This window comes from Aeromonas sp. 11P, from assembly GCF_051920165.1.
Classification (GTDB): domain Bacteria; phylum Pseudomonadota; class Gammaproteobacteria; order Enterobacterales; family Aeromonadaceae; genus Aeromonas; species Aeromonas veronii.
On the sequence record NZ_JBQBDJ010000004.1, the window covers coordinates 4436569 to 4462464 of the forward strand.

General features: G+C 60.3%; 21 protein-coding genes. 14 read left to right on the forward strand and 7 right to left on the reverse strand.

Features of this window, described 5'->3' with window-relative positions:
• Positions 1-4: 4 nt before the first annotated feature.
• The gene (locus tag ACTG1P_RS20620; RefSeq protein WP_440002114.1) at positions 5-1162 is read right to left on the reverse strand and encodes an efflux RND transporter periplasmic adaptor subunit; all 1158 of its coding nucleotides are present in this window, start codon (positions 1160-1162) and stop codon (positions 5-7) included.
• Between the two features lie 157 nt (positions 1163-1319).
• Here ACTG1P_RS20620 and ACTG1P_RS20625 point away from each other — a divergent pair, with 157 nt between their 5' ends.
• From ACTG1P_RS20625 to ACTG1P_RS20635, 3 genes are all read left to right on the forward strand, one after another.
• Entirely contained in the window at positions 1320-2048 is a 729-nt protein-coding gene (locus ACTG1P_RS20625; RefSeq protein ID WP_040065122.1) for a response regulator, read from the forward strand.
• A complete protein-coding gene (locus tag ACTG1P_RS20630) occupies positions 2045-3130 on the forward strand; it encodes an ATP-binding protein (protein WP_440002115.1) in 1086 nt (361 codons plus the stop codon). Before ACTG1P_RS20625 ends, ACTG1P_RS20630 begins: the two co-directional genes overlap by 4 nt.
• 433 nt (positions 3131-3563) lie before the next feature.
• Positions 3564-7439, forward strand: a complete 3876-nt coding sequence (locus ACTG1P_RS20635; protein WP_440002116.1) for an SNF2-related protein — start codon at positions 3564-3566, stop codon at positions 7437-7439.
• Between the two features lie 155 nt (positions 7440-7594).
• Here ACTG1P_RS20635 and ACTG1P_RS20640 read toward each other — a convergent pair whose 3' ends face one another.
• On the reverse strand, positions 7595-8488 hold the full coding sequence (locus ACTG1P_RS20640; protein ID WP_440002117.1) for a DNA replication terminus site-binding protein: 894 nt from the start codon (positions 8486-8488) through the stop codon (positions 7595-7597).
• Between the two features lie 512 nt (positions 8489-9000).
• Here ACTG1P_RS20640 and ACTG1P_RS20645 point away from each other — a divergent pair.
• Entirely contained in the window at positions 9001-9210 is a 210-nt protein-coding gene (locus ACTG1P_RS20645) for a DUF1127 domain-containing protein (protein WP_139731847.1), read from the forward strand.
• A gap of 294 nt (positions 9211-9504) precedes the next feature.
• The gene (gene astE / locus ACTG1P_RS20650) at positions 9505-10530 is read left to right on the forward strand and encodes a succinylglutamate desuccinylase (RefSeq protein ID WP_440002118.1); all 1026 of its coding nucleotides are present in this window, start codon (positions 9505-9507) and stop codon (positions 10528-10530) included.
• Positions 10531-10690: 160 nt separating this feature from the next.
• Here the strand turns inward: astE and ACTG1P_RS20655 are convergent, their stop codons facing one another.
• Positions 10691-12244, reverse strand: a complete 1554-nt coding sequence (locus tag ACTG1P_RS20655; RefSeq protein ID WP_042055492.1) for a LysM peptidoglycan-binding domain-containing protein — start codon at positions 12242-12244, stop codon at positions 10691-10693.
• A 70-nt stretch (positions 12245-12314) separates the two neighbouring features.
• A complete protein-coding gene (gene gloB / locus ACTG1P_RS20660; protein ID WP_440002119.1) occupies positions 12315-13079 on the reverse strand; it encodes a hydroxyacylglutathione hydrolase in 765 nt (254 codons plus the stop codon).
• Between the two features lie 72 nt (positions 13080-13151).
• On the opposite strand from gloB, the gene ACTG1P_RS20665 reads away from it, so the two are divergent.
• Complete coding sequence (locus ACTG1P_RS20665; RefSeq protein WP_005361718.1) at positions 13152-13874, forward strand: methyltransferase domain-containing protein; 723 nt, start codon at positions 13152-13154, stop codon at positions 13872-13874.
• On the opposite strand, the gene rnhA is transcribed toward ACTG1P_RS20665, so the two are convergent.
• Complete coding sequence (rnhA, locus tag ACTG1P_RS20670) at positions 13862-14326, reverse strand: ribonuclease HI (protein ID WP_440002120.1); 465 nt, start codon at positions 14324-14326, stop codon at positions 13862-13864. The genes ACTG1P_RS20665 and rnhA overlap by 13 nt on opposite strands.
• A gap of 79 nt (positions 14327-14405) precedes the next feature.
• On the opposite strand from rnhA, the gene dnaQ reads away from it, so the two are divergent.
• Positions 14406-15140 (forward strand): DNA polymerase III subunit epsilon, encoded by a 735-nt coding sequence (gene dnaQ, locus ACTG1P_RS20675; RefSeq protein WP_005337813.1) that lies wholly within the window; start codon positions 14406-14408, stop codon positions 15138-15140.
• Positions 15137-16402 (forward strand): TIGR03503 family protein, encoded by a 1266-nt coding sequence (locus tag ACTG1P_RS20680; RefSeq protein ID WP_440002327.1) that lies wholly within the window; start codon positions 15137-15139, stop codon positions 16400-16402. The genes dnaQ and ACTG1P_RS20680 overlap by 4 nt, the downstream gene beginning before the upstream one ends.
• Before the next feature lie 100 nt (positions 16403-16502).
• Here ACTG1P_RS20680 and ACTG1P_RS20685 read toward each other — a convergent pair whose 3' ends face one another.
• Positions 16503-18020 carry an HD domain-containing phosphohydrolase gene (locus tag ACTG1P_RS20685; protein ID WP_167566457.1) on the reverse strand — a complete coding sequence of 506 codons (1518 nt, stop codon included), beginning with the start codon at positions 18018-18020 and terminating at the stop codon, positions 16503-16505.
• Positions 18021-18344: 324 nt separating this feature from the next.
• Between ACTG1P_RS20685 and ACTG1P_RS20690 the strand changes: the two genes are divergently transcribed.
• The 6 genes from ACTG1P_RS20690 (at position 18345) to ACTG1P_RS20715 (ending at position 25386) form a co-directional block, all read left to right on the forward strand.
• Positions 18345-19148 carry a siderophore-interacting protein gene (locus ACTG1P_RS20690; protein WP_440002121.1) on the forward strand — a complete coding sequence of 268 codons (804 nt, stop codon included), beginning with the start codon at positions 18345-18347 and terminating at the stop codon, positions 19146-19148.
• Positions 19149-19426: 278 nt separating this feature from the next.
• A complete protein-coding gene (locus ACTG1P_RS20695; RefSeq protein ID WP_440002328.1) occupies positions 19427-21394 on the forward strand; it encodes a TonB-dependent receptor domain-containing protein in 1968 nt (655 codons plus the stop codon).
• Positions 21395-21520: 126 nt separating this feature from the next.
• Positions 21521-22537 carry a FecCD family ABC transporter permease gene (locus ACTG1P_RS20700; protein WP_201978911.1) on the forward strand — a complete coding sequence of 339 codons (1017 nt, stop codon included), beginning with the start codon at positions 21521-21523 and terminating at the stop codon, positions 22535-22537.
• A 7-nt stretch (positions 22538-22544) separates the two neighbouring features.
• Complete coding sequence (locus ACTG1P_RS20705) at positions 22545-23582, forward strand: FecCD family ABC transporter permease (protein WP_440002122.1); 1038 nt, start codon at positions 22545-22547, stop codon at positions 23580-23582.
• A complete protein-coding gene (locus ACTG1P_RS20710; protein WP_440002123.1) occupies positions 23582-24385 on the forward strand; it encodes an ABC transporter ATP-binding protein in 804 nt (267 codons plus the stop codon). Before ACTG1P_RS20705 ends, ACTG1P_RS20710 begins: the two co-directional genes overlap by 1 nt.
• A gap of 83 nt (positions 24386-24468) precedes the next feature.
• Complete coding sequence (locus ACTG1P_RS20715; protein WP_440002329.1) at positions 24469-25386, forward strand: ABC transporter substrate-binding protein; 918 nt, start codon at positions 24469-24471, stop codon at positions 25384-25386.
• Positions 25387-25505: 119 nt separating this feature from the next.
• Here the strand turns inward: ACTG1P_RS20715 and ACTG1P_RS20720 are convergent, their stop codons facing one another.
• Positions 25506-25859, reverse strand: a complete 354-nt coding sequence (locus tag ACTG1P_RS20720) for a copper-binding protein (protein WP_440002124.1) — start codon at positions 25857-25859, stop codon at positions 25506-25508.
• Between the last annotated feature and the right edge of the window lie 37 nt (positions 25860-25896).

Here is a 25896-nt window from a genome sequence, read left to right on the forward strand (position 1 = left end):
CGATTCAGCGAATGCCACCGTCAGCCGGTTGGCTGACGGCGGGTGGTTGCCAGGGGGAGGCAATGACCTGAACCCCCGGGGTCAGACGGTCGATCCCTTCGATCACCACCTGTTGCCCGGCACTGAGCCCGGACGCGATGCGGTACTGGCTATTCACCAGTTCAGCGGTGTTGACCGGAACCAGCTGTGCCTGCCCCTGGCCATCCACCACCCACACGCTGCTCTGACCCGATGTGCGAACTACCGCCTGCTGGGGCATGGTCAGGGCGTTGGCATAGCGGGCACGGGAGATGCGCGCCTGCACATAGAGGCCGGGCAACAGCCGCCTCTCGGGATTGTCCACCAGCACCCGCAACAGCACGTCGCCGGTTCCGGCATCGACCTCGATACCTGAGAAGAGGATGTGCCCCTGCATGCCCAGCGGCCTGCCATTGCTACCGAGGATCTCTACCGCCAGTTCCGGTGCCGTTGAGCCAGCCTGCTGGCGCAGGGATTCCAGCACCGAGGCCGGTTGACGCACATCGACGTAGACCTGATCGAGCTGCTGTATTCGGGCCATGGGTGTGGCATCGGTGGGCGACACCAGGGCCCCTTCACTCACCAGCGCCTGATCGATTCGCCCGGCGATGGGGGCCTCCACGCTGGCAAATTGCAGGTTCAGCTGGTGCCGGGCCAGGGTCGCCCTGGCCTGGGCCACATCGGAGGTCGCCTGATCCCGCTGGGAGACTGCATCGTCATAGGTCTGGCGGCTGATGGCGTCGGTGCGCAGCAGCGGCTTCAGGCGGTCAATCTGGATGCGGGCGCGGGCCAGCACCGCCTCGGCCCGTTGCAATGCGGCGGCGGCGCTGTCGACATCGGCCTTGAAGGGGGCCGAGTTTATCTGGAACAGCACTGTGCCTGCGCTGATCTCGGCGCCCTGCTCGAACAGGCGGCGCTGCACGATACCGCTGATCTGGGCGCGAATGTCGGCGCTGCGCAGTGCCGCCACCCGGGCGGGCAGATCCTCGCTGATGACAAGCTCCCGACCAGTCAATGTCAGCACCGACACTTGAGGAAGGGCGGGTGCCTCCTGCTCTTGCGGCGCGACATCGCAACTCGCCAACCCGAATGCGGCAATGACGGCGAGCAGGGCGCCCGCATACCGCTGTTTGACAAACATCATCCACTCACCTCGTTAAACCGTCTCTCCGGTGTGATGTGACCGAAGAGTGCATCGAGCGGCCATTATGGCGAGGGGCTATTGCGAATGATTCGAAGCTTTGTGGAGAATCCATGGAGGCGATGATAAAGTTCAACGCCACCTTTTTTCGAGTCCGACTATGTCCCATCTCAATGCTTCCGCCAGCCCGGCGGGCCAGTCACTGGTACTGATTGCAGAGGATGAAGCAGAGATCGCCGACATCCTCGCCGCTTACCTGCAACGTCATGGCTTGCGCTCCCTGCACGCCGCCGATGGTCGTGAAGCGCTGGCCATGCATCAGGCATTCAAACCCGATCTCCTGCTGCTGGATGTGCAGATGCCGCAACTGGATGGCTGGCAGGTGCTCAGCGAGATCCGGGCGCGCGGCGATACGCCGGTGATCATGTTGACCGCCCTCGATCAGGATCTCGACAAGCTGATGGGGCTGCGCATGGGGGCGGATGACTATGTGGTCAAACCCTTCAATCCGGCCGAAGTGGTGGCGCGAGTGCAGGCCGTGCTCAGGCGCACCCGAGCCGTAAAGCCTGCCACGGCGAACGTGTTGCGGGTCGGCCAGTTTCAGATCGATCTGGAGAGCCACGAGGCCAGCATTTTCCGCGATGACCAGCAGCAGGTGCTGGAGCTGACCCTGACCGAGTTCAAGTTGCTCGCCTCTTTGATGCGGGCGCCGAAACGGGTGTTCAGTCGCGCCGAACTGCTGACTCACTGCTTGCCGGAGGGGGATACCCAGGAGCGTACGGTGGATAGCCACATCAGCAAGTTGCGCAAGAAGCTGGAGACACACGGCATTCAGGGGGTCCCCGCCAGTGTCTGGGGCGTTGGCTATCGCTTCGGGGGCGATGCATGAAATCGGCGCCCGGCCTTCGCAGGCAGATCATCCGCTCTCTGGGCTTGATGGCGCTCGGCATCATCTCCCTCGCGGTGATCGGCACCTATGTGTTTTATGGCATCGCCGTGGCGTTTGTGCCGGGCAGCATCTCCGAGACCTGGGTGCCCTCCAGAGTCGAGATGTTATGGATCGGCTCCACCATTCTCATTGCATTGGGGATGGCGCTGTACGTGGCGGTTCGCCTCTCTCGCCGCATCCTGACTCCGCTCAACTCGGTGGCAACCAGCCTGCGCGAGGTGGCCGAGGGCAAACTCGATGCCCGTGTGCCGGAGGATGAGCAGGCGATCGGGGAGACGGCGCAACTGGTGCGCGACTTCAACGCCATGGCCGAGCGGCTGCAGAGCATGACCCGCGAGCGGGAGTTCTGGAATGCCGCCATCGCCCACGAATTGCGCACTCCGGTGACCATTTTGCGCGGCCGCTTGCAGGGGCTGGCCGAAGGGGTATTTCCTCCCAGTAGCGAACTCTTCGAGGGGTTGCTGCGTCAGGTGGAGGGGCTCAATCACCTGATCGAGGATTTGCGGGTATTGAGCCTCAACGACAGCGGTCATCTGGAGTTGCAGCGGACCGAGGTCAGGCTGGCCGACGAGCTTGCCGTGGTGCTTGAGGCATTTGCCAGCCCTTTGGCGGCGAGCGGATTTGTGTTGCAGCGGGAGCTGGATAGCGAACTTCATGTTTGCTGCGATCTGTTTCGCATCCGTCAGGCCCTGATGGCGCTGTTGGAAAATGCCCAGAAGCACGCGTTGCCGGGGTTGCTGACCGTGCGGCTGCATCGCTCGGAGAGTGTGTGCGTCCTGAGTGTGGAAGATGAGGGACCTGGCATTAGCGAGGAGGTCGCCGCCTGTATCTTCGATGCGTTTCGTCGTGGAGATCCGTCACGCTCGCGTAAGAGCGGCGGTAGCGGGCTTGGACTCGCCGTGGTCAAGGCGATTGCAGAGGCCCACGGCGGCAGCGCGGTTTGCCAATCTACCGGACGGGGAGGGAGCCGATTCGTGCTCTCCTGGCCCATCTCGGCCATGTCCGGTGGCCCTGAAATCTAGCCTAGGGGTGGCAGGTTCTGATGAAGCTATACAGCTGACAGCTGCCCGCACAGGGGCGTTCGACAAGCGACCGTTATAGGGTTTTCTACCGCTTGTGCCGGGTGAGCAGGAGGGGTTGGGACATGGCTCATTTGGCGTGAAATCATGGTTTTTTGCCGTCAAAAATTGAAACCGTTTTCAGAAATCCTTTTCAACTGTGATCCGCTTCAAAGCTTTTTCGGGCGCCAACCTCTAGCATTGGCTCCACGAATTAGGGGCTAGCGCTCCCGATTTTCCCGCTGTGGGAGGTAACCGGATGATCCGGCTATTTCCTTCGTTACTTTCGACGGTCATCATGGATGGCCGTTTTTTTTTGAGTTATTTCACGGTAAAGGGTCGAGCCGCTGGCGCTTTACCGTTAAAATTCCGCTTTTGCACTTGCCCGTGAGTCTTGATGTCTGCGTCCACCCTCTCTTCGGATAGTTATGCCCTGCTCGCCACCCTGCAATTGCAGCGCGTTGCCAGTACCCGTTTGCTGCAAGAACAACTGGCGATAGGCCATGCCCTGATCGATAAACTGACCCGACTGCAGGATGCGGGGCTGGTCAGATTGCGCGGGGAGCAGCAGTGGAGCCTGACCGCCGAGGGGACGCTGGCGCTGATCCTGGGGGTACGTGCCGGTCTCTGCCCGGCGCCGGACTGGAGCCGGGTGCCCTCATTGACCGGGCAGGATCTTACCCATGCGGTGGTGCGCGAGCTCTGCCGCGGCAAGGCGGGGGAGATCCCCACCTATTTCTCGGCCAGCGATCTGCTCACCCTGCTCGATACCCCGGACGCTCACCAGTTGCTGGCGGGCTCCAGCCCAGCCTGGCAGCAAATGTTGCTGGAGCATTTCTCGCTGCAACTCTTGCTCGATGCCCCCTATGAAGAGCGCTGGCCGCTGGCCAATGCGCTGGTGCGCTGCGCCCCCGAGGTGCAGGCCCGGGCCAAAGCGTTCGAGGCGGAGTGGCGCTGGCTCTGCGGGGATGGCGAGAGCACATCGCCAACCGGCGAGGACAAGGATGCCGCCCCCGGCTGGCCGGCCCTGCAGGCGCTGGCACAGCAGAACCAGAGCGGCCCGCTTGGCGAGCGGCTGCTCACCGCGCTGGGCCAGTGGCAGGGAACCGATGAGGGTGAAGCGGGCCAGTGGCCCCGTTCATTCAGCGCCCTGCTCTGGCTTGGCTGGTTGCAGCAGGCCGATCCCGTCATCGCCAGCGAACAGCGCAAGAAGTGGCAGCGCAGTCTGACCGGCCAGTTCCCCCTGCTTGCCGACCTGCTCAGCCAGTGGGCGGGTGATCGCCACGGTCAGGCGGTCGGCCTGTTCGATACCCTGCAACTGCCGGTGGAGGAGCTCCACTGGGGCTACCTCTGGCTCGATCTCTGCGCGCTGGCCCGTCACGGTGCCCAGAGCCCGCAGGTGGCCATGCTGCACAAGTGGGATCTCACCCATTTGCTCGATGCCGAGCCCCATCATCGCCTGATGGCGTTTTGTCAGGATCTGCTGCGCATCTTGTTGGGCGAGGCGGCCAAAGGGGCGCCCTTATGCCAGCTGCGCGGCAGTGAGGAGAGTGCGCAAGAGGGCAGTGACGAGCAGGATGATGACGGGGACGAGGATAAAACCGCGGCCTCTGCCAGCTGGCTCAACTGGCTGCAGGGGCTGGGACGCTCCAGTGGCGTGCGCAAGCCGCAGGAGCGGTTGGTGTGGCTGCTCCATGCCGAGGGCCCCGAGCTGGAGTGCAAGATCCAGAAACTGAGCACCAAGGGGGAGTGGACCGCCGGTCGCCGGGTCGATCCGGCCCTGCTCTCTACCCAGTATGCCGCCATGCTCGATGAGCACGACTGGGCACTGGTCCGCACCCTGCCACGGGTGATGGGACGACTGCCGCGGGATGTCTGGGCGCCGCTGGCCGATCACCCCCGTTTGTTCAACGCCAAGGGGCAAAAGCTGCAACTGGCCATCAGCGCCCCCCTGCTGCAGGTGGTGGCCACCGAACAGGGGATGAGCGCGCAGCTCTGCCCCGATGCGGCCGCCCGCGGGGCCCATATCATGCCGCTGGCGCAGGATCTGTGGCAGCTGATCCTCACTCCGCAGCCGCTGCTCGACCGCTTGCCAGCGCTCGAATCTATCCCGCTGCTGCCCGCCGAGGGGCTGGCTGAGTTGCAACGCACGCTCGATGCCATTCCCGAGTTGCCTTGGCACAGTCAGGTTGCGGGGCTTAGCGGCAACGCCGAATTGGCTCCCTGGCCGGGCATTCCTTCGGTGCAACTGGATTGGCAGGATGGTCAGCTGTCGGTCAAGCTGGTGACCCGCTTTGAGGGTCTGCCGCCTCAGCCCCTTGGCAAGGGGGAGTCGATCGTACGGCAGGGGATCAAGGCGTACCACTACTGGCAGCGGGATCTCGCGGCCGAGAAGCTGCAGGCCCAGCTACTGCGCAATCAACTCCCCATCGGCCTGCCCGGCAGCGAGTGGCTGCTGCAGGGGGAACAGGCGCTGGCGCTGGTCAATGCCCTGCCCGAGCTGGTGGATGCCGGTGTGGTCATTCACTGGCATCAGGACAGCGCTCGCCTCAAGAGCCTTGATGAAGCGGCTCTGAGCCTGCGCATCGAGCGGCGGCAGGACTGGTTCCAGGTCGAAGGGGCACTGGCCCTCGATGAGCACCAGATCCTCGATCTGCGCCTTATTCTGCGCCAGATGACCCCGGGGCAGCGCACCGTTCAGCTCGACGAGAAGACCAGCCTGATGCTGAGCGACAAGCTGGTGGAGCGGCTCACCATGCTGGGGGCCATGCTCGATGAAGAGCAGCGCATCAACAACAAGCTGGCCTATCCGCTCACTCGTCTGCTCTCGGTCATTACCACCGAAGGGGATGCGGCGTGGCAATCCCTGCAGCAGGAGTGGCAGCAGGAGGTCGATTGCCCGGACGAGCTGCTTACCTCCCTGCGGGACTATCAGAAAGAGGGGGTGCGCTGGATGGCGACCCTTGCCCATCACGGTTTTGGTGCCTGTCTGGCCGATGACATGGGTCTGGGCAAGACACTGCAGGCGCTGATTGTGCTGCGGATGCGCCAGCACCTTGGCCCTGCCCTGGTAGTGGTGCCCAAGTCAGTGGTCACCAACTGGCAGGAGGAGGTGGCCCGTTTCGCCCCCGAACTGGATGTGGTGGTGTTCGAGAACCCGGCCGAGCGGGAGGGGATCATTCGCGAGGCCAAGGCCGGTCAGGTGATCCTCATCAACTACGGCATGCTCGGCAGCCTGGCGGAGGCGCTCAAGTCCCGCCGCTGGTCCAGCATGGTGCTCGATGAGGCGCAGCAGATCAAAAACGCCGGTACCCAGCGCGCCAAGCTGCTGTTCCAGCTCGACGGCGATTTTCGCCTCGCCCTCTCCGGCACCCCCATCGAGAACCATCTGGGCGAGCTGTGGAGCCTCTTCACCTTTATCAACCCGGGGCTGCTCGGCAGCCTTGGCGAGTTCAAGCGTCGCTTTGGCAAGGCGGTCAAGGATCCTCAGCACATGGCGTTGCTGCGGGCGGTGATCAGCCCCTTTATCCTGCGTCGCCTCAAGCAGCAGGTGTTGACCGAGCTGCCGGACAAGACCGAGATCATCCACCACATCAGCCTCTCCCCCGAAGAGCGCCAGCTTTACGAGGCGACCCGGCGGGAAGTGGTGCAGCAGGTGCAAAGCGCCGATGGTCGCGCCCTGATGCATGTGCTGAGTGGCCTGACCCGGCTGCGCCGTCTCTGCTGCTCGCCGGAGCTGGTGATGCCCGAGTGGTCGCAAACCAGCAGCAAGCTGGACGAGGCGATGGCCCTGCTGGAAGAGGCGATAGACGGTGGTCATCGGGTGCTGGTGTTCAGCCAGTTCGTCGATCTGCTGAGCCTGTTGCGTGCCCGCATCGAGCAAAAATCCTGGGATTACTGCTATCTGGATGGGGGCTGCTCTGCCAAGTCCCGTCAGGACTCCATCCTGCGTTTTCGTCATGAGGAGGTGCCGCTGTTCCTCATCAGCCTCAAGGCAGGGGGCACCGGTCTCAACCTCACCCAGGCCGATACCGTGCTGCACCTCGATCCCTGGTGGAACCCGGCGGTGGAAGATCAGGCGAGCGATCGGGCCCACCGGATGGGGCAGACCCAGCCGGTGACCGTGTACCGGCTGGTGTGCGAGCAGACGGTGGAGGAGAAGATTGTCGCCCTGCACGACGAGAAGCGGGCGCTGGCCGATGGGTTGCTGAGCGGCCAGTCCGAGGTGCGCGGGCTGGATGTGGAGAGCCTGCGGGCCCTGCTGATGGGCTGATTGGCGACGCCGCCTTACATACCGTCTATCGATACAGAAAAGGGGAGAACATCCGGAGATGTTCTCCCCTTTCTCGTTTGGGACGCAGATATGGGGTACTCGTTTATGGTGGCAAGGCGGCGCAGTTATCCCTGAACCAGCTATCCCTGATCCAGTCACCCCTGATAGAGATAGAGGTGCAGCCGCTCGATGATGGGCTCACCGCCAATTTTGCGATCCCGCCGCGCCTGCCGGCTCTTGGGGGGATAGTTGCCCAGATGGGTGACTGCAGGCGGGGTATCGGAGCAGAGCAGCAGAGGCAGGCTCGCCTTGATCTGCTGCTTGCGCGGGGTGCGCTCCAGCCAGAGCAGATTGATCATCGGGTGGGTCTTGACCGGGCGGCGGATCCGCAGCTCGGCATCGGCGGGCAGACGGCGAATGTCGTACACCTCCTGATCCACCATCTTGCTCCACTCCTCGTTGTTGGAGAGGGCCGGTATGTAGCGGCGGCTGCGCTCCAGCATCTCAAGCACCTGCTCGCGACTGAGGCGATTGATGGTCTGCTTGTCAGCCCAGGTAAAGCCGAGGGATTGCAGCTCCCCCGCCAACAGGGTCAGTTTGCGGTAGACCTGCAGGGTGATCACCCCGGGCAGGGCGGTATGTACCAGCTCGAACTTCTCGTCCCGTCCCCCCGCCTGCTGCACCAGTGCTTTGAAATCGAGCTTGCGCTGGTTGATTTGGTCGATCAGCGGTTGCAGCAAGGGGGCTGCGGCGGCAGGAAAGCGCAACCAGCCAGGCAGCCGATGAGTCGCCTTGGTGGAGCAGCCGGGACGGGCGCTGTGGTCCCGATAAGCGGCGAGGGTGGCCGCCAGCGCGGCTTCACCGTTGAGATAGCCCACCTCAATTTGTTCGATCGGGTCGTGCTCTTCCCCCTGTGGCACCGGGGGGAGGGGATAGACATGGGCCTCCTGCAGATCGAGTTGGCAAAGCAGATCGGCCAGCTGGTTGAGAGAGGCTTCAATGGCGGCCATCTGTTGACGCAGGGCGGCGGTCGGGGTAAAGGTATCCATCGGTGATCCTGTGGTTTCATCCGCCTCTGACGGCATAAACGATGGCGTCAGGGCAGGGGAATAAACTACTGTATAAATAACCATACCAGTATGCCGGTTGCGCGCCAAGAGGGGCGTTTTCGGGTCTTCATCGAGAGAGGAAAAGTAAGTTTGTTTTATGTTTCATTGTGTTAATTTAAGATCTCAAAGAGATCGCTAAATTAACAATTGAATGTAATGGCGGGGTTGCCACCCATGGCACGTCCATTGGCGAGTGCATAGGCAATGCGGTAAATTGCATATGTAAGGTGGTGCCATGCAGCACAATATGCTGCGGGCCGTTGATGGTCGAATGGTGATTTAATTATTCTTTATAAATCAAAGCATTAAAATTGTATCAGCCAGCCTTTTACTATTAGTTTTCCTAATGTAACGTATCAAAATTCGTCAATTGAGTCGGCCCTGCTCCCTGACTAAGCTCTGCGCATCAAATAAAGCCCAGTGCGTAAACAAATATTCAGAGGAGCCACATCATGGCCAACATGACTTATACCGAAACCGGTTACCAGCATTCCAGCCAATTTAATCTGGTTGCTCGCGTTAAAATGACCGTTCTGACCTGGCTGGAGCGCAGCCGCAGCCGTCGCCAGCTCTCCGAGCTGCCCGAGTACCTGCTTAAAGATATCGGCCTGAACGAAGCTGACCGTTATCAAGAGACCACCAAGCCGTTCTGGCGTGGTTGATCTACCGGGCATGGATGCCTTGTTTTTCTGCTGAGTCGTTTGCTGTTCTGCCCCTGTGGGGACCAGCCGCCAGGTCTGTCATTGTCTGTTTTATCTCCCCCCGTTTTCCCCCTGTTATTTGTTGATCCTTTTTCCTCTCCTCTTTATTCCACATCGCTACTGTCATTGCTGTCATCGTTAGATTGTTATCACACTTGTGTCGTTAATGTTTGAATTTGTTTAAAAAACGATTTTAAGCCGCGATGCCTTGCGTATAATCCGGCCATAGTATTCCAGAGCGAGAGGGTGAGACGGATGATTCCCCAGCACGATTTTTTGGCCTTGACCCGCAGCCATGAGTGGCAGCTTGAGCCCTTTGAATTTGCCCTGCCCGATGGTGCGCGGGTCTGCGTCTGGGATACGGGCGTGCTCTGTCTGGAGCCTGCCAGTGGCGCGGGCGACCAGCCGGGAGGACGCAAGGATATCGTCCTCTCCTGCGGTATTCACGGCAACGAGACAGCCCCCATCGAGATTTGCAACCAGCTGCTGAGCCGTCTGCTTTCAGGCGAGCTGAGTGCCCGTCATCGGGTGCTGTTCCTGTTTGGCAATCCGGCGGCGATGAATCTGGGGCTGCGAGAGGTGGAGGAGAACATGAACCGGCTCTTCTCCGGTGCACACAGCAAGGGAGAGGGGCTCTGCAATCGGGAGCGGATCCGCGCCATGCGCCTCGAGCAGTATGTGAGCCGCTTCTTTGCCGATCCGGCTCGTCCCCGTTACCACTACGATTTGCACACCGCCATTCGCGGTTCGCGCCACGAGAAGTTCGCCGTCTACCCCTTTCCCCACGAGCGGCCCCACTGCCGCGAGCAGGTGCAGTTCCTCGGCGCCTGCGGGGTGCGTACCATACTGCTTTCCGCCAGCCCGACCACGACCTTCAGCTACTACAGCTCCCGCCAGCATGGCGCCCATGCCTTCACGGTGGAGCTGGGCAAGGTACGGCCATTTGGTGAGAACGACATGACCCGCTTTATCGAAACTCGTCAGGCGCTGCAGGAGCTGGTCACTCAGGATGAAGTGGCACTGGAGCCGTGGCGGGCGGATGATTTCACCCTGTTTGCCATCGATCGGGTGATCACCAAAAAATCGGAGCAGTTTCGCTTTCTATTCGCCAGCGATGTGGACAACTTCACCGAATTCCCCCAAGGGTTCGTGTTGGCCGAGGATGGTGAGCTGCGCTACACGGTCGAGAAGCCGCGTGAGGCGGTGGTCTTCCCCAATGCCAACGTGGCGATCGGTCAGCGCACAGTGCTGATGGTGGTGCCGACAAGGCTCTGGGAATAGCGGTGATAGTTTTGCCTGCAGAGCGGTGATGCATCCGCAGGCGGCGCCAAGCCATTGTTTTAGTCGGTGGCTCAGACACAGCAGTGGTTAGGCGCAGTAATAAAAAACGGGGCCAGTCAGATGACTGGCCCCGTTTTTTATCGGGTTCAAGCGGTGAGGCTTAGCTGTTGTTCTTCACAAACAGAGTCAGCTCCTGACCGGGCTTGAGGTAATCCCCTTTATCCAGCTGGTTCCAGCGCATCACATCGTTGATGGCCACCTGGAAGCGAGCCGCGATGGAGGAGATGGAGTCGCCACGGCGAACCTGATACACCATCGATTTGTCGCTCTTCTTCCCTTGCTTGGGATAGACCACCAGCTTCATGCCTGGCTTGAGCGCCGACTTGGCAGTCAGACCATTCCACCTGGCGAGCTCTTCGTGGGAGACGCCGTGTGCCTGGCTGATGCTCCACAGGTTGTCACCCGAGCGCACCTTGTAACTGACTTTGGCCTTCTGGCTGCTGCCACGGCTGGCCAACTGCTGCGGTTTGCTGGCAGAGCTGGCCTTGCTGCTGACCTGACCGTGGGTCGGGATCACCAGTTGCTGACCGCGACGCAGGTTGTTGCTGCGCAGATTGTTGGCCAGCTTCAGCTCGTTCACGCTGACGCCATGATTCTGGGCGATGCGCGACAGGGTATCGCCACTGGTGACCTGATAGGAGCGGGTACGAATACGCTCGCTCTTGGGCAGATCGGCCAGTGCCAGCTCCAGGGTATCGGCATATTCTACCGGTACCAGCAAGCGGTAAGGGCCACGGGGCGACATCACACCACGGCTCAGGGCCGGATTGACCTCCTTGAGCTGTGAGGTGCGCAGACCTGCCAGTTGGGCGGCCACGTTCAGATCGATCTGGCTGCCGGTCTCCACCACTCGCAGCTTCGGCTCGTTGGCGAGTACCGGCAACTGGATATTGTACTTGTCCGCATTGCTGATCATGTCAGCCATGGCGAGGATCTTGGGTACATACATCCGAGTTTCGCGCGGCAGATCGAGCGACCAGTAGTCGGTCGGTTTGCCTGCGCGCTGGTTACGCTGGATGGCGTTGCGCACCCGACCTTCACCGGCATTGTAGGCGGCCAGCGTTTGCAGCCAGTCACCGTCAAAGAAGCGGTTCAGGTACTCCAGATAGTCGAGCGCCGCATTGGTTGAGGCCAGCACATCGCGCCGTCCGTCATACCAGTTGTCGTGGCGCAGACCGAAGTTTCTGCCTGTCGCTGGCACAAACTGCCAGAGTCCGACGGCATTGCTGCGGGATCGGGCATGGGGATCAAACATGCTCTCGATCATCGGGACAGTAATAAGCTCCATTGGCAGCTCACGCCGTTCAATCTCCTCTACCATCAGATAGAGGTAGGGTTCAGCCCGGCTGGCAATGGTCGCCAGATGCTTATCATTGCGCAACAGCCACTCACGTTGCTGGCGGATGCGCGGGTTGTCCGGAGTTTCCAGTTGCATATCATCGCTGATACGCACCCACAGATTGTCCGTCTCTTCCATTTCGTCCAGCTGTTCATCGCCAAACAGGAAATGGGAAGAGTGTTTTTTATGCGCTTTTTTCTTGACCTGGGGGGACTTGATCGGCTCGATTGCCGTTAGCGCCCGGTCATCCTGATGGCTCAGGTTTTGGCAGCCGCTGAGCAACAGCGCTGCCAATAAGGCCGTTCGTACCTTCATCTCGTTCCGGTCATTTTTAGGAAAAACAGCTCGCATCATAAGGGGCAATGGCCCCCTGATCAAGGTTTGTTCAAAAAACGTCCTTCCACTGACGCAGGATGGTGAAGGTATCTACCGGATTTTCCACGCATTTTAGCCCATGCTTTTCAGCAGAAAATTTCACTGAATCCTGTTCACAGCGCAGAAAAATGTTGAAAGTGCGTTCGTCACCCAGCCGGGTTGGCAGGCTTGGCAGCCCTTGTTGTCGCAGTTTGCTGATCAGCCCGATCTGGCGGCGGATCGCCGGGTTGTCCGGCTCGACCGCATAGGCAAAACGCAGGTTGGAGAGGGTGTACTCGTGGGCACAATAAATGAGGGTCTCATCAGGCAGGGCGGCGAGCCGTTGCAGCGAGTGGTACATCTGCTCCGGCGTCCCTTCAAACAGGCGGCCACAACCGGCCGAGAAGAGGGTATCGCCACAAAACAGCATGCCGTTGCCGTGGTAGGCGATGTGGCCGCGAGTGTGCCCGGGCACATGGATCACCTCGAGGGCGAGGCCGTGCCAGTTGATCTGATCGCCATCTTCCAGCCACTGACCGCGGTGATCCGGCATCGGGTCAAGTTTGGGGCCATAGAGCCGGGCGTGGGGGAAGTGGGCAAGCAGGTCGGTGACGCCCCCCACATGGTCGTGATGGTGATGGGTCAGCAGGATGGCATCGAGCACCAGCCCCAATGCCTCGAGCCGCTCCAGCACGGGGGCGGCATCGCCCGGATCGACCACCAGACAGTGATTTTCGTGGCGGATCAACCAGATGTAGTTGTCATTAAAGGCTGGAACTGTGATCACTGGATACATGAGTCTGCTTCTCTTTAGGGAGGGTATCTTATATAACAGGATGGCGTTCGAAACCCCGAGTTGAGCCCTATTATGCAGGTGGCACGTACCGAACAACAAATCGAGATCCCGACCAGCTGGTCTGCATTGCCTATGGGGGACTGGGTGGCGGCCGAGATCCAGGATCGGCTCGACAACTGGTGCCCCAATCTGTTTGGGTATCATCTGCTGAAAATTGGCGCCCTGAGCGCTGAACTCTCCTGCAAACGCTCCTCCATTCGTCACCAGATCGGGGTCGCCCCCGGCGGGCGGCTGCTCGACATGTATGGCGATCCCCTCGATCTGCCGGTGCGGACCGGCAGCGTCGATGCCTGCCTGCTGGCCCACTGCCTCGATTTCTCTGCCGATCCTCATCAGGTGTTGCGCGAAGCCGAAAGGGTGCTGACCGACGATGGCTGGCTGATCATCAGTGGTTATAACCCCATGAGTCTGGTCGGGATCGGTCACTGTGTGCCGTTCTTGCGGCGCAGAATGCCCTGGTCGGCACGGATGTTCACCCCGGGGCGGGTGACGGACTGGTTGCATCTGCTGGGATGCGAGGTGATGTTCGACGAGCGTTTCGGTTACTCGTTTATGGGGAAACAGAGCTGGCACAGTTGGTGGCGGGAGAGTATCGGGCGGGATTATTGCAGGGCGTTTGCATCGGTATACGTGATTGCGGCCCGTAAACGGCGCTTTCCACTGATCCCGGTGCGGCGGCGCTGGCAACTGCCAAAGTCCCTCGCCACACCGGGAATGGCCCGTCAGGGCTGGTAGCCGATATCCTCGGCCAGATCCTTGCCGCAGGCGGCCTCTCTGGCCAGCTCGTCGCACCGTTCGTTCTCCGGGTGGCCGGAGTGACCCTTCACCCAGAGCCACTCAATCTGGTGGCGACCCACTTCCGCATCCAGCTCCTTCCAGAGATCGACGTTTTTGACCGGTTGCCGGTTGGCGGTCATCCACCCTTTCTTCTTCCAGCCGATGATCCACTGGGTGATCCCCTGGCGGACATACTGGCTGTCGGTGGTGAGGCGTACCTTGCACGGTTCGTTGAGGGTGCGCAGCCCCATGATGGCGGCCATCAGCTCCATCCGGTTATTGGTGGTCAACTTGAATCCGGCGGAAATCTCTTTGCGGTGCTTGCCGTAGACCATCACGGCCCCGTAACCACCCGGGCCCGGATTGCCGAGGCAGGAGCCGTCGGTATAGACATCAATCTGTTTTAACATGAGCAATCAATCTGTTTTAACATGAGGCTTGGGGTAAACTAGCGAGTAAGTAAAGCCGAAGTTTGACATAGATTGGATCATGAACACACCCCAACTGAATCGCCAGATCATTCTGGATACTGAAACCACAGGTATGAATACGGCGGGCGGCCCTGTCTATCTGGGGCACCGCATTATCGAAATCGGCTGTGTGGAGGTGATCAACCGCAAGCTGACCGGTAACCACTATCACGTCTATATCAAGCCTGATCGTCTGGTCGACCCGGAAGCGATCCAGGTGCACGGTATTACCGACGAGTTCCTGCGTGACAAACCGTCGTTCAGCCAGATTGCCGATGAATTCCTCGACTTCATCCGCGGCGCCGAACTGATTGCCCACAACGCACCGTTTGACGTGAGCTTCATGGACTACGAGTTCAGCAAGCTCGGACTCAACTTCAAGACGGCGGATATCTGCACCATCACAGATACCCTGGCGATGGCGCGGGATCTATTCCCCGGCAAGCGCAACAACCTGGATGTGCTGTGCGATCGTTACGGTATCGACAACTCCCACCGTACCCTGCACGGGGCTTTGCTCGATGCGGAGATCCTGGCGGACGTCTACCTGCTGATGACCGGCGGCCAGACCAAACTCAATCTGGCCACCGAGAGCAACGAAAACGAAAGCAATCAGGACACCAGCATTCGCCGGTTAGAGAGCAACCGACCCGCCCTCAAGGTGGTGCGTGCCAGCACCGAGGTTCAGGCCCTGCACGAGGCGAGACTGGATCTGGTACAGAAGAAGGGAGGAAGTTGTCTGTGGCGGCAATGAGCAAGTGGTGTGCCGGTCTGCTGTTGTTGCTCTCGCTGGGGGCGACGGCGACCGAGGTATTTGCTCCCTCCGACATCCCGCTGCTGGATAACCGCTTTCGCATCGATTACGGCGTGAAGGAGATCACCTTCATCATCAAGCGCAAGCCGGGCACCCCGTCCGTGATCCTGGTTCGCCCCGATGGCAGCAAGCTTTACGTGGGCAAGGTCAAACCTGCCGATGTGGGTTGGCTGGCGCTGCCAGAGCATGATCTCATTACCCTGCGCAATCCCATGCCGGGCCCCTGGCAGGCGATTGGCGAGGTGGATCCCGACAACCGGGTGCGCATTCTCTCCGATATCCGGCTCGATATCGCCGCCCTGCCGATGCAGCTCTATCAGGGGGAGGTGGTCAAGCTCAAGGCGTGGTTGCTGATCAATGGTCAGCCGCCGAAAGATAAATACTATCTCTCTGACCTTGACATGACCGTCAAGCTGCAATCGTTCAGCGATGCCGATAAGAAAGAGGTCGTGCTGGATCAAGTACTTGGCCACTATCGCGATGATGGCAAGGGGCTCGACGAAGTGCCGGGTGATGGCATCATGACGGCGGAAGTGACGCTGCAAGATATTCCCGGTGGCAAGTACCGCGCCATGTTCAGCACGGGCAATCAGGTGTTTGTCCGTGCCCGTTATCAGGATGTGCTGCTTTACCCCTATCCGTTCAGCTATAACTTGTCGCCGCCTTCGGATGAGCTGGGTGCCAAGCTCTCACTGCTAATCGACCGTGATGAGCTGGATCCCGCCTCTGTGGTGGTCAAGGGGAGTGTGACCAGCAATGTGGGCGGCCTCTACGAGTTCAGCGAGACCGCCAGCGACCCCAAGCTTGATATCGATCTCTCCAACATCAAGGAGGTCGGTCAGCATGAGGTGAAAGCAACCCTCTATGGCACCACTCGCCTCGGCCGTGAGCTGAAAATCGAGTTGCCGGTGAAAACCTTCAATGTATTCCCGCCACCGCCGTCTCCTGTAGAGGTGGTGTCGGCCGCCGCACCGGCCTCCAGTGCCGAGGCGACCCATGAAGCTCCGGCAGAGGAGGAAATGGGCTGGCTGGTCTGGGCATTGGCGGGCGGTGGTGTGCTGCTGGCGGTATTGGGTGGGGTCGGGTTCGTGGTGATACAAAAACGGCGTGCCCTGAAGCGTGCTCTGGCCGCTGCACAGGCCGAGAATCAGCAAGCTGGACAACCTGCTGCCAAGCTGGATCTCAATCTGCCAGAGCAGTAACTCTCGTACTTCTCGCTCTGAAGTGACGTGATGCCAGATATAGAAAACCGCCCTGCTAAGCAGGGCGGTTTTTTAGTTCATAAACAGAACAAGCTGGCTATCAGTGTTCGCCGATATAGACATCCTTGTTCTGCTCGCGGATCTCGAGGAACTTGTCCAGATTGGCCATCATCAGCTCGACCAGCTGGGGGTCGAAATGCTGCCCCTTCTCCTCTTCAATCAGGGCCAGCACCTTGTCCAGCGGCCACGCCTTCTTGTAGCAGCGATCCGAACCCAGGGCATCGAACACGTCAGCCAGCGCCACAATTCGCCCCTCCAGCGGAATATCCGTACCTTTCAGACCGCGGGGATAGCCACTGCCATTCCATTTCTCATGGTGATTGCCAGCGATAGTGGCACCAATCTGAAACAGCGCCAGATCGCTGCCGGAGAGCATATCCTGCCCGAGCTGGGCGTGGGTTTTCATGATCTCCCACTCTTCCGGTGTCAACTTGCCCGGCTTGTGCAAGATGGCATCGGGAATTCCCACCTTGCCAATGTCATGGAGCGGCGAGGCACGTTTCACCAGCTCGCTCTGCTCTTCGCTCATGCCCATCAGGTGGCAGAACTGTTCGGTATAGAGCGCGACCCGCTTGACGTGCAGCCCTGACTCTTTTGAACGGGTTTCGACCAGTTCGCCGATGCGATAGATGATCTCCCGCTGGTTGTCGGCGATCACCTCATTGAGCCGGATATTCTCCAGCGCCACTATGATGTTTTCGGTAAACAGTGTCAGCAGACTGGTATCGATCTGGCTGAGCTGGCGGGTGGTCTCGATGTGGAACAGCAGGTGGTGGCGAGGATTCTGGCAGTAGAGCACCATCTGGGTGGCGTTATAGACATTGCTGCGCTTGCTCATGGCCTGGCGCAGGATCTCCGGCGCTTCTGTGAGGAGCATGGCGGGATGGCCGGGGAGCAGGGGCTCCAATACTTGATCCTTCACCTCATAGGCGTATTGCTTGACGTCGTATATCTGGGTTTCCCCCAGATGGAGCAAGGCGCTGAGCTGCTCCTGGGCGCCTTCGACAAACTGGCGCAAGGCCCGTTTCTCAAAGATCCCCTTGGAGGCTTCGATGACTTTTTCCAGCCCCTGACGGTTACTCTCCAGGGTGCGGATATCCCGATAGGATCGCAGGCTGGCCCGCAACAAGGTGCGCAGCTTCTGGGAGGTGAGCTCGGTTTTATCCTTGTAGTCGTTGATGTCGTAGTTGGTGACCACGTCATCTTCCGGCGCCTGGCCGGGTTGGCCGGTACGCAACACGATGCGTACCATCTTATTTTGCAGATCTTCACGGACGTATTTGACGACATCGAGGCCAGCGTGGTCGACCTCCATCACCACGTCCAGCAGCAACAGAGCAACGTCCGGGGTGGTGGCTAGCAACTCTTTGGCCTGCGCCGCGGAATAGGCATGCAGAAAATCGATGGGGCGATTGTCAAACTCGAATTTGTTCAAGGTGATTTTGGTGATGCGATGCACTTCAGGCTCATCGTCAACAATCATCACCTTCCAGCCCGCTTGCTGTGCGTCGGGGAGGGAGAGATCGTCATCATCAATAATCAGGATCTGGTCATCCATCATACAATCCTGTTTGGCATCCTGTGCTTACATTAACTGCTTCACTAAGGATAGGAAACTTATTGGGAAATAAAATTTGATCTCAAAAAACTATGGTCGAAATAAGCAAATGGAACCCTTTGTGACGGTGGCGTTGTCCGGCTGCTTTCTTCGCCCAATCATGGAGCTAGCGTGCATAAAGCCTATTTCTGGATTGGGGTGTGTACGCCAGTAGTTGGAGATGTTTGAATCCAGCCTGTAGCTATTAGACGAGAAATAATCTTATTTGATAGTAATTCCTATTTGCGTGTAGCATGGGCGACACACTCAACGAGGAGCCCCATCGTGTCCCCATCTCTGCCTCCCAATCGTCCCCGTCTGCTGACTGTCAAAGCCATTACCCAGATCACCCCCCATTTGCGTCGTATCACCTTTGGTGGCAGCGAGTTGGCTGATTATCCCTTTACCTGTGGTGGGGCCCATATCAAGGTGATGCTGGTCCAGCCCCATCAGGTAGAGCCGGTGCTGCCTGCCATGACCCCGAGCGGTCCACGCTGGAGTGACCCGGCTGACAAGCCGGTGATCCGCACCTACACCATCCGCGCGTTTCGCCGTGATGAGCAAGAAATTGATATCGACTTCGTGCTGCACGGTGACGGCGGGCCCGCCAGCGCCTTTGCTACCCATGCCAAGCCGGGAGAGAAGGTGATCCTCTCCGGGCCGGGTGGTCCCAACCCCATGCTGCAACCGGCCGATCACTACTGTCTGGTAGGAGATCTCACCGCCTTGCCCGCCATCATGGCGATGTGTGAGGTGATGCCTGCCGAGGCCAGAGGGGAAATTGCGATTCTGGTGCCGGATCAGGCCGATGCTCAGCCGTTGACGCTGCCGGTCGGGGTGCGCTGTCACTGGTTTGTCGGCGAGCCCGAGTCCAGTGGCCTGCTGGAGCATGTGATTGCTCTGCCGTTGGTGCGCGATGGTGGCTTCTTCTGGCTGGGTGGGGAAGAGGCGCTGGTGCTGCCGCTGCGCCGCCATTTTCGTTCCGTGCTTGAGGTGGATCGCCAGTCGCTCTACGCCGTGCCGTACTGGCGTCGGGGCAAGAGTGAAGAGGCCTATCACCAGACCCGTCACGATGTGATGGATAATTAAGCGGATGCGAAAGAATACCTGATTCACCCTTGCAAATAAAAATGATTTGCATTTAGTATTGCGCCGTCCCGATGTCAGTCGGTACGGCGCTTTTGTTATTGATGGCTGCGAGTGGCATAGCACAACGCAGGGCCTGCCGTGATGCACTGATGTTCGGGGTGATGGGGCATGGACGACTGTTCATGCCAATGAACTCCATCACTTTGCACCGGGTCTGGCGAGGTCAGACAGGGATGTCGGTGGTGTTGGCCTTGGTTGTTTTATGTGGAGTGTTGATGATGCGTACATCATCCCGACGATTTGCAGTGCATCCGCTGGTGTTGTCCCTTTTTGCCCTGCCAGTTCTGGCCCAAGGGACTGCGCCTGTCGCCGCTCATGAAACTATAGTGGTGACGGCGAGTAAAACCCGGCACAGCGAGCTGACCGCCCCGGCCAGCGTCTCTGTGGTGACCCGGGCCGAGCTCGACAAGCTCAATGTCAATGATCTGACCGGCGCCCTGAAACAGTTGCCGGGGGTCAATATCAGCCCTGCGACCAGCTACGGCCGCAGCGAGATCAAGTTGCGTGGTCTGGAGGGAGATTACACCCTGTTGCTGGTCAATGGCCGGCGTATCAGCTCCCGCGATGCTCTTACCTCCGGTTATGGCAATGATTTCGATCTCTCCGCCATCCCGATGGCGGCCATCGAGCGTATCGAAGTGATCCGTGGCCCTATCTCCTCCCTCTACGGTGCCGATGCGCTGGGTGGGGTGGTCAATGTCATCTTGCGCCAACCCGGGGAGAAGACCGAAGCGGCGGCTACCTATATCTTCAGCGACCCCACCGACGGTCACGGCGGGGATATCAACAAGGCGAGTGCCTATGTGGGCGGGGCACTGATCGACAACAAACTGCTGGCCAACCTGGTGGTGGAAGGGAACCACAGGGATGCCTGGCAGAGCGAGCAGAGTATCAACCCCAAGGCCGATGCCATCGAGCAGCGTGAAAAGCTGGGGATCCTCTCCAACGTCAAATGGCTGATCGAAGATCGTCAGGAGCTGGATGTGGGGATGAACTACGCCAAAGACGATCGGGAGGCCCACTGGAACAACTACGGCCAGACGCCGCGCAATATCCAGCAGATGGAGCGACTGGGGCTCAATGCCACCCACATCGGCCGTTGGGATCAGTTCGACAGCCGGGTCGGCTATGCCTTCGAGCAGGTTGACCTGTTTGACGACTCCGAACTGATGACGGCGCTGAGCAAGACCAGCGGCGATGTGAGCCAGACCAACCACACCTTCGATGGCCAGCTGAGCGGCAACTTGGGCAGCCACCTGCTGACCAGCGGTGCCGAGTACCGTATCACTGAACTCAAGCATAACGTCAACCTCAAGGGGGGCGATGTCAGCGTCAACCAGAGCGCGCTCTATCTGCAGGATGAGTTTGGCTTTGGCGATCTGGCGTTGACCCTGAGTGGCCGGGTCGACCACCACGAGACCTATGGCACCGAGTTCAGCCCCCGTGGTTATGCCCTCTACAGCCTGACTGACAACTGGGTGGTCAAGGGCGGCATTGGCAAGGCGTTCAAGGCGCCGACCATTGCCCAGTCCAACCCGGATTATGCGGTAGCCGCCTGTCGCGGTCGCTGCGCCGTGGTGGGCAACCCGGATCTGAAACCGGAAACCGCCGTCAGCTACGAGCTGGGCACCGCCTACGATGGTTCGTTCTGGGGCGCGGGGGTTACCGCCTTCCACAACGATATCAAGGACAAGATCCAGAGCGAGGCATGGACTGCCACCTGGCGTCCTGCGGTGATGACCTATCAGAACGTCAGCAAGGCCCGCATCAAGGGGGTGGAGCTGAGTGGCTGGTTTGATATTACCGATGCCCTGACTCTCTCCAGCAACGTCACCCTGATCGACGGGGAGGACAAGACCAGCGGCAAGGATCTCTATCGGACGCCGGAGCATACCGCCAACGCCAAGCTGGAGTGGCAGGTCATCGAGAGCCTGAGTACCCAGCTCGGCTGGAACTACACCGGCAGCCAGATCCTCCCGGTTCCGCGCATGAGCGGCACCACCTATGAGACCACCGCCGGATTCCACACCCTGGATGTCGGGGCAGTCTGGAACGCCACCCGGGCACTGGATCTGAAGTTCGGACTCAACAACCTGACCAATACCAAGCGTGACTGGGTTGCCACCGAGGCCGATCAGATCCTCGACGGGCGCACTGTCTATGCCGGTGTGGCCTACAAGATGTAGTGGCTGAACGGGAGCCCGTATTGGCGGGCTCCCGTTGTTGTCACGGCATCACCCCGGGGTGACGGCTTTTATTTCAACCACATGTATTTCAACAACATGCGCATTGCCACCATAAGGAGTTAAAGGGTGTTTAGAGACCAGACCTCGCTGTTCTGGCTGGGATTGTTCCTCCTGTTCATACTGCTTTCTCTTTCGCTCGCCACCGGTGCGGGTGTTTATGGTGCCCGCGAGGTACTCGGCTACCTGATGGGGGATGCTCGCTGGGCTGGCGACGAGAAGCTCGCCATGGTGCTCAATACCTTGCGACTGCCGCGCACCCTCTGCGCCATGGTGGTCGGCGCCTCTTTATCTCTGGCGGCCTCCTTGTTGCAGAGCGCGACCCGCAATCCGCTGGCGGAGCCCGGTCTGCTCGGGGTCAACGCCGGGGCCGTCTTTGCGCTGGTGGTGGGGCTCACCTGGTTTGGGGTGGAGTCCGCCTACGGCTATCTGCTCTGGGCTGGGCTCGGCGCGCTGCTCGGCAACGTGATTGTGCTGGGGCTCGGCATGATGATTGGCCGCTCCAACCCCCTCAAGCTGATTCTGGTCGGGGTGGCGCTCTCCGCCACCTTCGGCGGTCTCTCCAGCTTTTTGCTGCTCTCCAACAAGATGGTGCTGGAGCAGTACCGCTTCTGGAACCTCGGCTCCCTGTCGGCGGCCAATCTCGATGCCATCGTCGCCGTGCTGCCCTTCGTGCTGGCGGCGTTTGTCATCACCTTGCTGCTCTGTCGCCAGCTGACCCTTATGCAGATGGGGGACAGTCAGGCCCAGGCGCTGGGGATCCGCCCAAACCGGGTGCGAATTGGCGTGCTGCTGGCCGCCACCCTGTTTACCGCCAGTGCCATCGCCATCGCCGGTCCCATCGGCTTTGTCGGCTTTCTGGCCGCCTACTGTGGCCGATTGGTGGAGCCGGTGAAGCTGTCGGTGCAGGTCTGTTTCTCCGCCCTGTTCGGCATGCTGTTTCTGCTGTTGGCCGACATTCTGGCGCGCTGGCTGATCCAGCCGTTCGAGCTGCCCAACGGGGTCATTCTGGCCCTGATCGGTGCACCTGTGTTGATCGCCATCGTCCACCGCGGGGGCTTTCGTACCCTGCTGACCGTCAAGTGAGGGGCTGATGCGCACACCTACCGATATGCTCTGCCTGCGGGCCGGCAACCGCTCTTTGCTGATCCATCTGCCGAGCTGGCGTTGGCTGGCTCTGCTGGCCATGGCGCTGCTGGCGCTTGCTCTGCTGGCCCTGAGCGTTGGCGGCGGCAAGCTCGGCTTTGCCGGGGTGGTCAACACCCTGCTGGGGGAGGGGACCCGGCTTGAGCAGCTCACCCTGTTCAAGATCCGGCTGCCGCGCATCCTTGGGGTCGTGGTGGCGGGGGCTGCCATGGGGCTCTCCGGCTGTCTGGTACAAACTCTGGTTCGCAACCGGCTGGCCACCCCCGATATGGTGGGGGTCAACAACGGGGCCTCTCTGGCCATCATCATATTTTCCCTCTACCTGACCGTGGGCAGCTGGCCCTGGTGGGCGGCCCCCATCGGTGCCATCTTCGCGGCGCTGGTGCTCTATGCACTCTGCCGAAAACCGGGTGAGCAGGGCTATCTGTTCGTGGTGATAGGCATCGGCCTCTCCGAGCTGTTCGAGGCGCTCGGCCAGTTTGTGATGTCCACCCAGGCCTTATTGCACTTGAGCTCCCTCTATCTGTGGAATATGGGCAGTTTTATCGCCGTGGGTTACAGCACCATCACCCCCATCGCCATCCTGTTGCTGCTGCTCTGCCCCTGGATTGTCTATATCTCCCGCTCGCTGGCGGTGCTGCGCTTTGGCCCCGAGATGGCCAGAGGACTTGGCGTCAACGGCGATCGGGTGCAACTGGGCATTCTGGCGCAGGCTATTCTGGTGGCGGCGCTCGGTACCGCCATCGGCGGCCCCGTGGTCTTTATCGCCATGGCGGCCCCCATTCTTGCCTCCTGGCTGGTGAAAGACCGGGTGGTGCCGCTCTGGCTGGCGGCACTCAGCGGCGCCCTGCTGCTGCTGGCCAGCGACACCTTGGTCCGGGTGCTGGCCAGCCCCCACGAGGTGGCGACCGGCATCATGACCCGCATTCTCGGTGGCCTGTTGCTGCTGTTTCTTCTTGTTAATGATCGCCAGAGGGCTGACTGATGACGCTCACCGTAAATCGCCTCCATTTTGCCTATCAGCAGACCCCCATTTTGCGGGACATCTCTTTCAGCGTGCCGAGGGGCAAGCTGGTGGGGATCGTCGGCCCCAACGGCTGCGGCAAATCGACCCTGCTCAAGCTGTTATCCGGCCAGATGAAAGCCCAACGCGGCGAGATCCTGCTCAAAGGCAAGCCGCTTGCCAGCTACCCCATGAAGGGGCTGGCGCGGGAGCTCGCCTATCTGCCCCAGCGGCCGACCCTGCCTGCCGGCATTCTGGTGGAGCAGCTGGTGCAGTATGGCCGCCACCCTCATCAGGGCTGGTTCAATCAGTGGGGTGAGGAGGATGCCCGCATGGTGCGTATTGCCTGCGAGCGGATGCAGCTTGAAAGCATCTGGCAGCAGAGCGCAGCGTCCCTCTCCGGCGGGCAGGCACAGCGGGCGTGGCTGGCGATGATCCTGGCGCAGGATAGCGACATGGTACTGCTCGACGAGCCCACCAGCGCCCTCGATATCGGTCACCAGACCGAGGTGATGGAGGCAATCCACCGCATCACTGCCGAGGGCAAAACCGTGCTGCTGGTGATCCATGATCTGGCGATGGCGGCCCGCTACTGCGACGAGCTGATCGCCATCGGCGAGGGGACCATTGCCGCCATGGGCCCAGCCCGGGAGGTGGTGACCAAGGATCTAATCGACCAGCTCTACCAGACCAGTGTCGATATTCTGCATGCCCCCGGCGACGGGGCGCCCATTATCGTGCCCCGTCGCCACGAACATGGCCGTTCCCTGCGTTCGGCGAGTTGAGTCATATGGGCCTGCTCTGTGGGCCCGCTGAGTGTATCCTCGCGGCCGATTATCCGGGCCGTGCAACGAGAAGGAGTGAGATGATGAAGCGTTTTGCCGCCCTGGCAGCAGCCATCCTGATGCTGGCCGCGCCGCTGGTTCAGGCACAGGAGATGCGTGAAGTGACCGATGCGTTTGGCCAGCAGGTGCAGGTTCCAGCCCAGCCAAAGCGGGTAGTGGTGCTGAGCGAGCTCGAACTCGACAGCACCCTGACCCTGGGGCTGACCCCCATCGGCGCCGTCAATGGCCGTGGTCAACCTACCTTGCCCCGCTATTTGCTGGACAAGGCGGGCGTTGGCATCCAGGTGATCGGTGATCTCGATAGCCCCAATCTGGAGTCGCTGATTGCGCTGGAGCCTGACCTTATCCTGACCGGCCAGACCCGTCCCGAGCTGCTGACCTTGCTGGGGGAGATCGCGCCGACCGTGGTGACCAGCAAGTGGGGTGAGCCATGGCAGGATAGCTTCCGACGCACCGCTCACACCCTCAACCGCGACCAGCAAGCGGATACTTTCTTGCTGCAGTATGCCGAGCGGTTGACTCAGGCTCGCAGCAAGCTGGCCAAACACCAAGGGGAGAGCATCAGCATAGTGCGCTGGAACCCCAAGGGGCCGAGCTTTATGTATCAGGGCACCTTTGCCAGCAGCGTGGTGGAGTCGATGGGGCTGGTGCGTCCGGACAAACAACAGGGTACTGGCGCGCCCCACTCACCGGCGCTCAGTCTGGAGTCCCTCAATCTGCTGGATGCCGACTGGCTGGTGGTCGGCACTCTGAGTGCCACCGGCGATGCGGTGGATGCCATGCGTCAGGCGGAGCAGACCCCGGCGTTCCAGCAGCTGCCGGTGATCAAGGCCAAGCGCTTTGGCGCCGTGGACGGGTCGCTCTGGACCTCCAGCGGCGGCCCGCAGGCGGCCCTCAAGGTGATCGAGGATGTGGAGCAGTTGCTGTCAACCCGCAGCTGAGTGCCATCGCGTGCCAGAGGTTGACCACATGAACAGGTTGACCAAAAGAAGAGGGAGGCTGATGCCTCCCTCTTGCGTTGTCACTGTCTATCGTGACCTCTTCGGCGAGCCAGAGCCGTTTATTGCGGCTGGATGGCGGTCACTGTGAGCTTGCCGCTCTGGCTTTCGGCATGAAAGTGGATGGCATCCCCGACCTTGAGCCCTTTGAGCTGGGCCGGATCTGCCACTCGAAAGACCATGGTCATGGGGGGCATCTTGAGGTTCTCGATCGCCTCGTGCTTGATGCCGACCTTGCCGCTACCCTCATCGAGGTGGGTAATGACCCCCTTGGTCATCACCATTGCGGCCTGTTCGCTCATCTCACCCATCTGGCTCATATCGTGCCCTTCATGGTGCATCATCTCCTCGGCCTGCAGGCCGGTATGGGTAGCAAGGCCCAGCAGCAGGGTTAGGGTCAGCGTCTTGTAGTTCATGATGGTTTCCTCATCGTTCAGTCAATATGGATCGTGA